At 61.7% G+C, this 11875-nt stretch carries 11 protein-coding genes and 1 tRNA gene; 6 read left to right on the top strand and 6 right to left on the bottom strand.

Annotated features, from left to right (window positions below; translation table 11 throughout):
• Positions 1 to 360, bottom strand: a complete 360-nt coding sequence (locus ACLKMW_RS07060; protein ID WP_415723694.1) for an SPW repeat protein — start codon at positions 358 to 360, stop codon at positions 1 to 3.
• A gap of 261 nt (positions 361 to 621) precedes the next feature.
• Between ACLKMW_RS07060 and ACLKMW_RS07055 the strand changes: the two genes are divergently transcribed.
• The 3 genes from ACLKMW_RS07055 (at position 622) to ACLKMW_RS07045 (ending at position 3684) form a co-directional block, all read left to right on the top strand.
• Positions 622 to 1575, top strand: a complete 954-nt coding sequence (locus ACLKMW_RS07055; protein WP_415723693.1) for a ring-cleaving dioxygenase — start codon at positions 622 to 624, stop codon at positions 1573 to 1575.
• Positions 1576 to 1805: 230 nt separating this feature from the next.
• Positions 1806 to 2780: a YeiH family protein gene (locus ACLKMW_RS07050; RefSeq protein WP_458575168.1), complete on the top strand. Its 975-nt coding sequence runs from the start codon at positions 1806 to 1808 to the stop codon at positions 2778 to 2780.
• A 10-nt stretch (positions 2781 to 2790) separates the two neighbouring features.
• Positions 2791 to 3684, top strand: a complete 894-nt coding sequence (locus tag ACLKMW_RS07045; protein WP_415723691.1) for a LysR family transcriptional regulator — start codon at positions 2791 to 2793, stop codon at positions 3682 to 3684.
• 49 nt (positions 3685 to 3733) lie between these two features.
• On the opposite strand, the gene ACLKMW_RS07040 is transcribed toward ACLKMW_RS07045, so the two are convergent.
• From ACLKMW_RS07040 to ACLKMW_RS07030, 3 genes are all read right to left on the bottom strand, one after another.
• A complete protein-coding gene (locus ACLKMW_RS07040; protein ID WP_415723875.1) occupies positions 3734 to 5026 on the bottom strand; it encodes a SulP family inorganic anion transporter in 1293 nt (430 codons plus the stop codon).
• Positions 4987 to 5062: transfer RNA gene (locus ACLKMW_RS07035), tRNA-Ala, on the bottom strand. The genes ACLKMW_RS07040 and ACLKMW_RS07035 overlap by 40 nt, the downstream gene beginning before the upstream one ends.
• A 141-nt stretch (positions 5063 to 5203) precedes the next feature.
• A complete protein-coding gene (locus ACLKMW_RS07030; RefSeq protein ID WP_415723690.1) occupies positions 5204 to 5593 on the bottom strand; it encodes a TIGR02300 family protein in 390 nt (129 codons plus the stop codon).
• A 204-nt stretch (positions 5594 to 5797) separates the two neighbouring features.
• On the opposite strand from ACLKMW_RS07030, the gene aroA reads away from it, so the two are divergent.
• From aroA to rpsA, 3 genes are all read left to right on the top strand, one after another.
• Positions 5798 to 7147: a 3-phosphoshikimate 1-carboxyvinyltransferase gene (gene aroA / locus ACLKMW_RS07025; protein WP_415723689.1), complete on the top strand. Its 1350-nt coding sequence runs from the start codon at positions 5798 to 5800 to the stop codon at positions 7145 to 7147.
• Between the two features lie 37 nt (positions 7148 to 7184).
• A complete protein-coding gene (gene cmk / locus ACLKMW_RS07020; protein WP_415723688.1) occupies positions 7185 to 7838 on the top strand; it encodes a (d)CMP kinase in 654 nt (217 codons plus the stop codon).
• 148 nt (positions 7839 to 7986) lie between these two features.
• Positions 7987 to 9693 (top strand): 30S ribosomal protein S1, encoded by a 1707-nt coding sequence (gene rpsA, locus ACLKMW_RS07015; protein WP_415723687.1) that lies wholly within the window; start codon positions 7987 to 7989, stop codon positions 9691 to 9693.
• A gap of 80 nt (positions 9694 to 9773) precedes the next feature.
• On the opposite strand, the gene gndA is transcribed toward rpsA, so the two are convergent.
• Complete coding sequence (gene gndA / locus ACLKMW_RS07010) at positions 9774 to 11195, bottom strand: NADP-dependent phosphogluconate dehydrogenase (RefSeq protein ID WP_415723686.1); 1422 nt, start codon at positions 11193 to 11195, stop codon at positions 9774 to 9776.
• 118 nt (positions 11196 to 11313) lie between these two features.
• On the bottom strand, positions 11314 to 11745 hold the full coding sequence (locus ACLKMW_RS07005; protein WP_415723685.1) for a Fur family transcriptional regulator: 432 nt from the start codon (positions 11743 to 11745) through the stop codon (positions 11314 to 11316).
• Between the last annotated feature and the right edge of the window lie 130 nt (positions 11746 to 11875).

The raw sequence follows: 11875 nt of genomic DNA, 5'->3' as shown, positions 1-11875 counted from the left end.
CTATGCGTGCGCATGTGGATGCCGGATATCCCAGACCGCCCAGGCCGAGACCGCCGCAGCAAGCACGCCGATGACGATATGCGTCCACAGCGCGTTCACATTGGCGTCGAAGCCGAGCACCCAGGGCGACACGATCAGCCAGATGCCGAGTGCAAGGTTTACCCATTCCTCCCATTCGGCGAAGACCGAGAGCGCGGCCAGCGCCAGCGCGCCGAGCAGTATGCCGACAATCCACGCGTTCCAGGCTGGAACGGTTTCAGCGGCAAAGCCGACGACCCAAGGGGAGAGTAGAAGGCAAACCGCCAGGACCAGATTGGCCCAATCCTGACTCTTCCTGCCTACCGTTACGGAATTTGCCATGACAACCTCCACGAATGAAGATCAACCACAACATTGCGTCCCGCACACAATGCACGAGATCATTAATTGACCTAGGAATGTTTTCTGGAAATTCAAGTGGATGCAACTTGCTGCGAAGCTTGCCGTTCGTCATGAGTACTGGCGAACCCGGCGATTGGTTCGTATTTTGACGACGGACTGTCGTGTAGACTCCCCTTTCCCGAACAGCGTGGCATGCAGACATGTAGGCGGAGCAATTTCCTCAAAAGGCAGGAGGCAGCCATGAGCTTGCAACTGACAGGTATCCACCATCTCACGGCGATTACCGCCAACGCACCGAAGAATCTCGATTTCTACACGCGCACGTTGGGTTTGCGCCTGGTCAAGAAGACGGTGAACCAGGACGACACCAGCGCCTATCATCTCTTCTATGCGGACGGCCAAGCCTCGCCCGGCACCGATCTCACCTTCTTCGACTGGCCTGTCGGCCGCGAGCGCCGGGGAACCCACAGCATCGTTAGAACGGGGTTGAGGGTGGGCAGCGACGAAAGCCTTCGGTGGTGGAAGGAGCGGCTGGTCGCCAGCGCCGTACCGGCAGGCGAAATAGGCGGCATCGGCGGCCACAGCGCGCTGGACTTCGAAGATCCCGAAGGTCAACGTTTCCGGCTGGTCAGCGACGGTGGGGCAGGGGCCGCGCACCCCTGGGACAAAAGCCCTGTTCCGGCCGAACATCAGATCCGGGGACTTGGCCCCATCACCATCAGCGTGCCCGACCTCGCCAGCACCGAGGCCGTGCTGACCAGGGTAATGAACATGCGCAAGGGACGGGAGTATCCGTCGCCCGATGGGGAGGGCCAGGTGCATGTGTTCGAGATGGGAGAAGGCGGACCTGCCGCCGAGCTGCATGTCGCCGTGCAGCCTGGCTTGCGACCCGCACACCAAGGGGCCGGCGCAGTCCATCACGTAGCATTCAGGGCACCCGATCAGGAAACGCTGCATCAGTGGACGCAGCGGCTGAACGAGTTCCGCCTGCCCTCCAGCGGCGAGGTCGAGCGCTACTATTTCCGTTCGCTCTATTTCCGTGAGCCGAACGGCATATTGTTCGAAATCGCCACGGACGGGCCGGGCTTTACAGTCGATGAGCCACTGGAAACGCTCGGTGAGAGACTTTCCCTGCCGCCCTTCCTGGAAGGAAGGCGGGCCTCGATCGAGGCGAACCTCAAACCCCTGGCGTGACCGCCACCACCCTGCCCGCAGACTCGGCTCTTCGGGCAGGGCAGCTTATCATCGAAAACATCGAACGAATCGTGCGATATTACGCGTTGGATTGATTGAACTCCGGCTCATAGCTTGTGCTCACACAGGAAGCTTGAGCCATGAATGCCACCACACAACTAGAATTCCAACGCGCCATCCAAGCTGATGAGGCGCTAAGACAAGCAGAACGCAAAAGCCGATGGAGCCTGCTGCCCGGCCTGCTCCTCGCGGCTCTGATCGCCTGTCTGGCTTTCCGGCTCAGGCTCGTGCCGGGTGTTTCGGCGTTCAGTCCGATGATCATTGCCATCGTGATCGGCATGGCCTTCCACAATCTGGTCGGCACGCCCGTCCGCGCCAAGCCGGGCGTGACGTTTTCGATACGCAAGATTCTCCGCTTCGCCATCATCCTTCTCGGCCTGCAACTCAGCATCGCGCAGGTCATGCAAGTCGGCCTTTCGGGTGTTGCCATCGTCGCCGCCACGCTGCTGGCAACCTTCCTCTTCACGCTGTGGTTCGGCCGTATCATCGGTGTCGAGCGCAAACTGGCCGAGCTGATCGCCGCCGGCACGTCGATTTGCGGAGCGTCCGCCGTCATCGCAACCAATACGGCGACGAACGCCAAGGACGAGGACGTCGCCTACGCGGTGGCTTGCGTGACGATCTTCGGTTCGGTTGCGATGTTTCTCTACCCGCTCCTGCCGGGATTGCTGCATCTCGATCCGCATGCATACGGCCTGTGGGTCGGCGCATCGATCCATGAGATCGCGCAGGTCGTTGCCGCGGCCTTTCAGGTCGGCGACCAGGCCGGCGAGTTCGGAACCATCGCCAAGCTCACGCGGGTCATGATGCTGGCGCCGATGGTTATCGCCGTGGGCCTCGCGGCAAGCCGCCGCGCCAGAAGCGCCGGCGATCGGCATTCCCAGGCAAAGGCGCCGATGCCCTGGTTCGTTCTCGGCTTTGTGGCCCTCGTCGGGCTGAACAGCATCGTCGCCATTCCCTTCGAGGTGAAGGAATGGACGGCATCGCTGACGACTTTCCTGCTGTCGATGGCGCTGGCCGCGATGGGAATGGAAACCGACTTCAGGAAACTGAAGGCAAAAGGTGGCCGCCCGCTGCTTCTCGGTCTTGTCGCATTCCTTTTCATCGCATCTTTCAGTTTAATGCTGATCAAGGTCGTCGGTTGAAAGGAAGGACGTGACCCTCGAACAGCTCCGGATCTTCGTCGCGGTGGCCGAGCGCGAGCACGTCACACAGGCATCGCGCGACCTGAACCTGACCCAATCGGCCACGAGCGCGGCGGTAGCTGCGCTCGAAGCGCGTTACCAGACACAACTTTTCGACCGCATCGGGCGGCGCATCGTCCTCACCGATGCCGGTCACGTCTTTCTGCGCGAAGCGCGTGCCGTGCTGGCGCGCGCCGCTGCCGCCGAAGTCGTGCTCGCCGACCTTGCCGGACTGAAGCGGGGATTGCTGAGGCTCGGGGCCAGCCAGACCGTCGCCAACTATTGGCTGCCGTTATTCGTGCATCGCTTTCGTTCGACTTTTCCGGGAATCGAACTTGGCGTTACCATCGGCAACACGGAAGCCGTCTGTGAGATGGTGCATGAGCGCATTGCCGACCTCGGTTTCATCGAAGGTGAAGTGGATGATCCCGCTCTGTCGATCGAACCGGTCGCCGATGACGAATTGCTGCTCGTCGTTGCACCGGATCATCCGTGGGTGAGGGCGCGTCCCGATCCGCAACGGGATTTCAGCACGACGCGCTGGGTTTTCCGCGAACGCGGTTCGGGAACGCGTTCGATCTTCGAGGCCGCGCTTCCGGCACTCGGCGTCGACCCGCGCACCTTGGACATAGCGCTGGAACTTCCTTCCAATGAGGCGGTCCGTGCGGCGGTGGAAGCGGGCGCCGGCGCGACCGTCATATCAAGACTGGTCGCCGAAGGATCGCTCAAGGCGGGCACGCTCGTTGCGATCGACATCGACTTGCCGAAACGCCGCTTTTTCGTGCTGCGGCACAAGGAACGTTATGTCACGCGCGCGGCAAGCGAATTCCGCGCGCTGGTATCGAGAGGCCCGAACCGCGAATGAGGTCGGCCGGCACCCTTATCTAATGCCGGCCAACATCAAATCAGAACGCTCAGGCGCACACAGCGGCTTCCGACAGAGATTGGTCCCTTTGTCGAGGTTCGTCCGGCGTCGGGCACTCGAGGAAGATCCGGTTCTTGCAGGCCGCGCAAATGATCGGATCAAGCCTGCGCACGACGCGCGGAATCGCTTCGCTCTTTCGGCGAAACACGTGACCCGGGCCGATTTCCCTTGCTACCCGATATGTGGAGAGCTGTTTGCGCAGCCGTGGGTATTTTACGATGAGATAAAGGCCACCGCCTCGCGCCTCACGCCTCTTGGCTTCCTCAATGAGGAATTCCGCGCCTGACAGGTCCATGCCGATGTTACCGTCGATGCCGAGAACCATATGAGACTGATGGGGCCGGGTCTGCTCCAGACGGCGGAACTCCCTTTGCAGCCCCTCGAGTGCCCCGAAATAGAGCGGGCCTTGAAGGCGCGAAAAGATTGCTTGCGGACATTCAGGCAGCCTAGCCCGGTCGGCGTTGGCGAAACTGCGATGCCGATCCATGGGATTGGGGACCCACAGCGGAACATCGGTCCGCATGGTCCGGTGCAGGAAGAAGCACAGCGACAGAATTACGCCCAGAAAGATGGCGAACTCCATCTCCAAAAACAGGACGGCAAGAAAGGTTGAGACAAGCACGATGGTTTCGGATGCGCTTGTGCGAAGCACATGGACGATCTTTCCGAACTCGACCAGCCGCCAAGCAATCAGGATGATCAGGGCCGACATCGCCGGAATCGGCAGATAGTGGATCAGTGGCGAGACAAACGCCATCATGCCGAGCAGAAAGAGCGAAGACAATATTGCCGACAGCGGAGTTTTCGCTCCTGAATCATAGTTCAGGCCGCTGCGTGTGAGCGAACCGGACCCAGCGTAAGAGGAAAAGAACGAACCGACGAGATTCGATAGACCCTGCCCAATGATCTCCTGGTTCGTATCGACATGCTGGCGCGAACGTCCTGCAATAGCCCTGGAGATGGAAACCGTCTGGAGAAGACCTATCAAGGCAATCGCGAAGGATCCGGGCGCCAGCGACCGCAGAGCCTCGGTAGACAGCTCCGGCAAGCGCAACGGCGGCAACTGAAAGGCAATTGGTTCGACGAACTGAATGCCATGCGCGCGAGCATGGACGAAATAGGCGACCACCCCTCCAAGCAATAGAGCAATCAGGTGGCCCGGCAACTTGGGCGCCAGCCGCCGTAGCAAAATTGCCGAGACAAGTGTCGCCAGAAAAAAGCACCCTGGTGCCGAAGACTGAATGGTGGAGCCAAGCGGGATCGAACCGCTGACCTCCTGCATGCCATGCAGGCGCTCTCCCAGCTGAGCTATGGCCCCACACCGGCGCAAGACCGGTTGCCGTTTCCGGCGGTCCGGGCGGGTTGTCCCGCACCGGCATCGAAGGCGGCTTCTAACCCCGCCTTTCGCCAAGATCAAGCCTCCATGCAAGGTTTTTAATCACCAGATGGAGGCTTGCCTCTAGTTCTCGTCGTCGTCGCCGACACCAATGATGCCGGAGACGTCATCATCGTCTTCTTCCTCATCTTCCAGGAAGGTGTCGTCATCATCATCGCCGAGGTCGACATCCTCTTCGTCATCGATCTCGATGACGTCGTCGTCGCCCTTGATCTCGTCGTCGGCTTCCTCGAGCGAGACGACTTCGGCGTCCTCGTCCTCCTCGCCGTCGACTTCCTTGTCCTCGACCTGATCCTCGTCCTCATCGACGCCTTTCAGATTGGTCGATTCGAAATAGGAGCGCGGATAGGACTTGCCGGTATAGGGAGAAACGATCGGATCCTTGTTCAGATCGTAGAATTTGCGCCCCGTTTCAGGGTCGATGCGTTTCGTGCCAAGTTCGGATTTTGCCACCGTCGAGCCTCGTCTTGAAAGTCTGGTCCCCATAACCGCAGTTTGCAGCGCTGTCAAAGTGAAAAGACCGCACCCGCGCGAGGCGCAAAACGAAGCTGGCGCGGACCGTGCTGAGGGGATGACCGGCTCCTTCTGCCATGCTAGGAGACCCCCGCAACATCGGGAAATACACCGATTTTGTCGCAATCCGCAGCAGGTGCCGTCATGTCGCATGAAGAAGTTCCGCAGCCCGCAATCGCGCGCAAATCGCCGGCTTTGTCGGGTACCGTTCGGATGCCCGGCGACAAGTCTATTTCACACCGCTCCTTCATGTTCGGCGGGCTCGCCTCCGGCGAAACCCGCATCACCGGCTTGCTCGAAGGCGAGGACGTGCTGCGCACCGGCGAGGCGATGAAGGCTATGGGCGCCCATCTGGAAAAGCGCGGCCCCGAATGGGTCATCCAGGGCACCGGCAATGGCTGCCTGCTCGAGCCGGCAGCCCCGCTGGACTTCGGCAATGCCGGCACCGGCTCGCGCCTCACCATGGGCTTGGTCGGCACCTATGACATGGAAACCACCTTCATCGGTGACGCCTCGCTCTCCGGCCGGCCGATGGGCCGCGTGCTCGATCCGCTGCGCGAAATGGGCGTGCAGGTGCTGAAGGCCGCCCCGGGTGACCGCATGCCGATAACGCTGCGCGGTCCCAAACATGCCGCGCCCATCACCTACCGCGTGCCGATGGCTTCCGCCCAGGTCAAGTCGGCGGTGCTGCTTGCCGGCCTCAATACGCCGGGCATCACCACGGTCGTCGAGCCGGTGATGACGCGTGACCATACCGAGAAGATGCTGCAGGGTTTCGGCGCCAATCTTGAGGTGGAAACCGACAAGGATGGCGTGCGCCATATCCGTATCGAAGGGCAGGGCAAACTCACCGGTCAGGTCATCGCCGTGCCGGGCGATCCGTCATCGGCGGCCTTTCCGCTGGTCGCGGCACTGATCGTGCCAGGCTCCGACATCACCATCGAGAACGTGCTGATGAACCCGACCCGCACCGGCCTGATCACCACACTTCTGGAGATGGGGGCTTCGATCGAGTTGCTGAACCGGCGCATGGCGGGCGGCGAGGACGTTGCCGACCTGCATGTGCGTTCGTCCGAACTCAAGGGCGTCACCGTGCCGGCAGAGCGCGCGCCCTCGATGATCGATGAATATCCTGTGCTTGCGATCGCGGCGGCCTTTGCCGAGGGCGAGACGCGCATGCCGGGGCTTGAAGAGCTTCGTGTGAAGGAATCCGATCGGCTCTCGGCCGTCGCCGAAGGGTTGAAGGCGAACGGCATTGATTGCGACGAGGGCGAAGCCTCGCTCATCGTGCGCGGCCGCCCGGGCGGCAAGGGCCTCGGGGGCGGTACGGTCAAGACCCACCTCGATCACCGCATTGCCATGAGTTTTCTTGTCCTGGGGCTTGCCTCCGAAAGGCCGGTGACAATCGACGACCAGACTATGATCGCCACCAGTTTCCCGGAATTCATGGGCTTGATGGCCGGCCTCGGCGCGAGAATCGAGGCGGCAGTGTGACCCGGGAGATGCCTGGCAGGGCAGAGGGGGGTGCATAATGTCGAATACGCGTCTCGTTATAGCCATCGACGGCCCCGCGGCCTCCGGCAAGGGCACGCTGGCCAGGCTTCTGGCGGCGCATTACCATCTGCCGCATCTCGATACGGGACTGACCTACCGCGCGGTCGCGCATATGCTCTTGGCGAAAGGCTGGTCGCCTGATGACGAGGGCCACGCCATCGAGGCGGCGCGGCTCGTCGACCTCGGCGGGCTCGACAGGGCAGTGCTCTCGGCCCATGGGGTCGGCGAGGCGGCGTCGAAAGTGGCGGTCATTCCGGCGGTGCGGCGGATCCTCGTTGACAAGCAGCGCGAATTCGCCGCCCAGCCGTCCGGTGCGGTGCTTGACGGTCGCGACATCGGCACCGTCGTCTGTCCCGATGCGGATGTGAAGCTTTACGTTACCGCGAGCGCACCGGTGCGGGCCGAGCGCCGTACCGCCGAGATAAGGGCCAATGGTGGCAGCGCCGAACTCACAGATATACTGGCGGACATACTGCGCCGTGACGAGCGCGACATGAGCCGTGCCGACTCGCCGCTCAAGCCAGCCAGCGATGCGTACTTGCTCGATACGTCGGAAATGGCTATAGAAACCGCGTTTCTCAAGGCTAGGGATATCGTGGACGATGCTCTCGCCAGGAGAAGCGAGGTCTGAGTTTCGGACCGTAACCAGCCTGCCAGCAGTCTTCATGCGCCGGATCGGCCGCGAAAAGCGGCACCAGGGCCTCTTGGCCCGGAATGCCGGCAGGTTAACGCAACACGAACCAACGGCGCCTGTCCCGAGGGACGTTCCAGGAGAACATATGTCACAAGCAAACCCCACTCGCGACGATTTCGCGAGCCTGCTCGAAGAATCCTTTTCCGACGGTCATTCGGGTGAGGGTCAGGTCGTCCGCGGCACCGTCACGGCGATCGAAAAGGACATGGCCATCATCGATGTCGGCCTCAAGGTCGAGGGCCGTGTGCCGCTGAAGGAATTCGGCGCCAAGGCCAAGGACGGCCAGCTCAAGGTCGGCGATACGGTCGAGGTCTATGTCGAGCGCATCGAGAACGCGCTGGGCGAAGCCATGCTGTCGCGCGACAAGGCTCGTCGCGAGGAGAGCTGGGTCAAGCTCGAAGAAAAGTTCAACAAGGGTGAGCGCGTCGAGGGCGTCATCTTCAACCAGGTCAAGGGCGGCTTCACCGTCGATCTGGACGGCGCCGTGGCCTTCCTGCCGCGCAGCCAGGTCGACATCCGGCCGATCCGCGACGTCACCCCGCTGATGCACAACCCGCAGCCCTTCGAGATCCTGAAGATGGATCGCCGTCGCGGCAACATCGTCGTGTCGCGCCGCACCGTGCTCGAGGAGAGCCGCGCCGAACAGCGTTCGGAGATCGTGCAGAACCTCGAAGAAGGCCAGGTGGTCGAGGGTGTCGTCAAGAACATCACCGACTATGGTGCGTTCGTCGATCTCGGCGGCATCGATGGCCTGCTGCATGTCACCGACATGGCCTGGCGCCGCGTCAACCATCCGACCGAGATCCTGTCGATCGGTCAGACGGTCAAGGTGCAGATCATCCGCATCAATCAGGAAACTCACCGCATCTCGCTCGGCATGAAGCAGCTCGAGAGCGACCCCTGGAGCGATATCGGCACCAAGTTCCCGATCGGCAAGAAGATCACCGGCACGGTCACCAACATCACCGACTACGGCGCGTTCGTCGAGCTGGAGCCGGGCATCGAGGGCCTCATTCACGTTTCGGAAATGTCGTGGACGAAGAAGAACGTGCATCCGGGCAAGATCCTCTCCACGACGCAGGAAGTCGATGTCGTCGTTCTCGAGGTCGATCCGGCCAAGCGCCGCATTTCGCTCGGACTCAAGCAGACGCTGGAGAATCCGTGGGAAGCCTTCGCGCGCGACCATCCGGTCGGTGCCGAGGTCGAAGGCGAGGTCAAGAACAAGACCGAGTTCGGCCTGTTCATCGGCCTGGAAGGCGACGTGGACGGCATGGTCCACCTTTCCGACCTCGACTGGAACCGTCCGGGCGAGCAGGTCATCGAAGAGTACAATCGCGGCGACATCGTCAAGGCGCAGGTGCTCGATGTCGATATCGACAAGGAGCGCATCTCGCTTGGCGTCAAGCAGCTCTCGCGTGATTCGGTAGGCGAGGCCGCCTCTTCGGGCGATCTGCGCAAGAATGCGGTGGTGACCTGCGAAGTGATCGGCGTCAAGGACGGGGGGCTTGAGGTTCGGCTTGTCGACCACGACATCGAAACCTTCATCAAGCGCAACGACCTTTCGCGCGATCGCGACGAGCAGCGCCCCGAGCGCTTCACCGTCGGTCAGAAGGTCGATGCCCGCGTCATCGCCTTCGACAAGAAGACCCGCAAGATCCAGGTCTCGATCAAGGCGCTGGAAATCGCAGAGGAAAAGCAGGCGGTCGCCCAGTATGGTTCAACCGACTCCGGCGCTTCGCTCGGCGACATCCTCGGCGCGGCGCTGAAGAACCGCGGCAACAAGGAAGACTGATCTTCGTCGCGACTGATTGCAAAAACCCCGCCGGAGCGATCCGGCGGGGTTTTTCGTTGGGATTGATCCTAGCCGGATGCTCAGCCGCCACCGGCCCAAGGCCCGTGGAAGGCGCCCTTGCTGTCGATGCGCTCGAAGCCGTGTGCGCCGAAATAATCGCGCTGCGCCTGGATCAGATTGGAGGTGCCGCGCCCCTGGCGATAAAGGTCGAAATAAGCGAGCGCGGAAGACAGTGCCGGCATCGGCAGGCCTGCTTCGGCGGCTCGGGCCACGATGCGGCGCAGGGATGGATGCGCCTGCCCCATCATTCCCACGAAAGCCGGTGCCATCAGCAGATTGGCGAGATTCTCGCTCTCCTCGAATGCTTCCGCCAACGTTCCGAGGAACTGTGAACGGATGATGCAGCCGGCGCGCCAGATCTTGGCGATGGTCGGCATTGGCAGGTTCCAGCCGAATTCCCTGGATGCCGCGTCCATGACGGCAAAGCCCTGCGCGTAAGCCGCGATCTTGCCGGCAAACAGCGCCAGTTCGAGGTCCCGCAGCACGGCGCCGCGGTCTCCTTCGAATTTCGCGAAGCGGCCGCCCCCATAGGCCTGCTGTGCGGCAAGCCGCTCATCCTTCAGTGACGACAGGATGCGAGCCGAGACCGCCGCCTCGATTGCGGTCGCCGAAACGCCGAGCGTCTGTGCCTCGATCGCCGACCATTTGCCTGTGCCCTTCTGGCCGGCGCGGTCGAGGATCACGTCGACGATCGGCTGGCCGGTCTTCTGGTCAGTGACGCCAAGCACCGCCGCGGTGATTTCGATCAGATAGGAATTGAGCCGGCCCTTGTTCCACTCGGCAAACACCGCCCCAATCTCGTCCGGCTTCATGCCGAGCCCGTCGCGCAAGACCCCGTAGATATCGGCGATCATCTGCATATCGGCATATTCGATGCCGTTATGGATCGTCTTGACGAAATGTCCCGCACCGTTCGGACCGAGACGGGCGGCGCAGGGTTCGCCCTCATATTTCGCCGAGATGTCGAGAAGTATCTTCTCCACTCTGGCGTAGGCTTCCTCGGTGCTGCCGATCATGATCGAAGGCCCGTGGCGCGCGCCTTCCTCGCCGCCCGAAACTCCCATGCCGATAAAGGTCAGTCCGGAATTTTCAAGTTCCGCGAACCGGCGGACGGTGTCGCGGAAATTGGCATTGCCGGCATCGATGATGATATCGCCGGAAGACAGTTCCTCGCGCAGCGCTGCGATCTGCTCATCGACAACCGGGCCCGCCGGCACCATGAGGATGATCGGCCGCGGCGGCCGGATCGATTTCGTCAGCTCAGTCAGTGTCGTGCAAGGCACGATCATCTTCCTGAGGTCGCCCGCCGCTTCGAAGAAGGCGCCGGTGCGCGCGGTGGTTCGGTTGAAGACGGCGACCGCGTGACCTTTTTCGGCAATGTTGAGGGCGAGGTTTGAGCCCATCACGCCAAGGCCGATCAGGCCGATTTCGGCTTTTTCCATGTCCGTGTCCCGAATGAAATTCAAGTGAACGACAGGTTCGGTCGTGATGATTGCCCTGCAAGGCTGTGCCGTCAACACACCGGCTGAAGGCGTCCGTTCTCGTGAAATGCCTCTGATATCAGCGCGATTTGCGTCGGCGGCCGTAGAGTTCGAGGCGGTGATGCACGATATCGTAGCCCAGCGCCTCGGCGATTTCGTTTTGCAGATGCTCGATCCGATCAGACTTGAACTCGATCACGTCGCCCGTATCGAGATCGATCAAATGGTCGTGATGCTCGCCCTGAGCTTGTTCGAAGCGGGAAGGGCCGCCTTCAAAGGCGTGGCGATGGATGGCCCCGAGGCGCTCCAGCAGTTTTGTCGTGCGATAGACGGTCGAGAGCGAAATGCTGGCGTCGATTGCCGATGCCCGGCGAAAGATCTCGAGCGCGTCGGGATGGTCGTCAGTGCCGGCGAGGATTTCGATGATGATGCGGCGCGGGCGGGTGATTCGCACGCCTGCCTTGCGCAGCATCCGCTCATAGTCGGGCTTCTGGATTTTCTGCTTCGCCATGCCGGCGACTATGCGCCAGATGACACTCAGTTGCAAAGATCGCGGCCCACAAGGCTCGACAGCATCACGGAAAACCGGGAGTTGTCCACGTCTTTCGCCGGTATCGAGCTACCGTCTTTTCAGGTTCTTC

This window comes from Borborobacter xinjiangensis (assembly GCF_047739745.1).
GTDB lineage: Bacteria > Pseudomonadota > Alphaproteobacteria > Rhizobiales > Rhizobiaceae > Pseudaminobacter.
This window is presented reverse-complemented; position numbering and strand designations above follow the sequence as displayed.

Excerpts from the sequence above, each read along its gene's own strand:
- ACLKMW_RS07060 (WP_415723694.1), bottom strand. The coding sequence starts at position 360 with ATGGCAAATTCCGTAACGGTAGGCAGGAAGAGTCAGGATTGGGCCAAT.
- ACLKMW_RS07055 (WP_415723693.1), top strand. The coding sequence starts at position 622 with ATGAGCTTGCAACTGACAGGTATCCACCATCTCACGGCGATTACCGCC.
- ACLKMW_RS07040 (WP_415723875.1), bottom strand. The coding sequence starts at position 5,026 with ATGCAGGAGGTCAGCGGTTCGATCCCGCTTGGCTCCACCATTCAGTCT.
- aroA (WP_415723689.1), top strand. The coding sequence starts at position 5,798 with ATGTCGCATGAAGAAGTTCCGCAGCCCGCAATCGCGCGCAAATCGCCG.
- cmk (WP_415723688.1), top strand. The coding sequence starts at position 7,185 with ATGTCGAATACGCGTCTCGTTATAGCCATCGACGGCCCCGCGGCCTCC.
- rpsA (WP_415723687.1), top strand. The coding sequence starts at position 7,987 with ATGTCACAAGCAAACCCCACTCGCGACGATTTCGCGAGCCTGCTCGAA.
- gndA (WP_415723686.1), bottom strand. The coding sequence starts at position 11,195 with ATGGAAAAAGCCGAAATCGGCCTGATCGGCCTTGGCGTGATGGGCTCA.
- ACLKMW_RS07005 (WP_415723685.1), bottom strand. The coding sequence starts at position 11,745 with ATGGCGAAGCAGAAAATCCAGAAGCCCGACTATGAGCGGATGCTGCGC.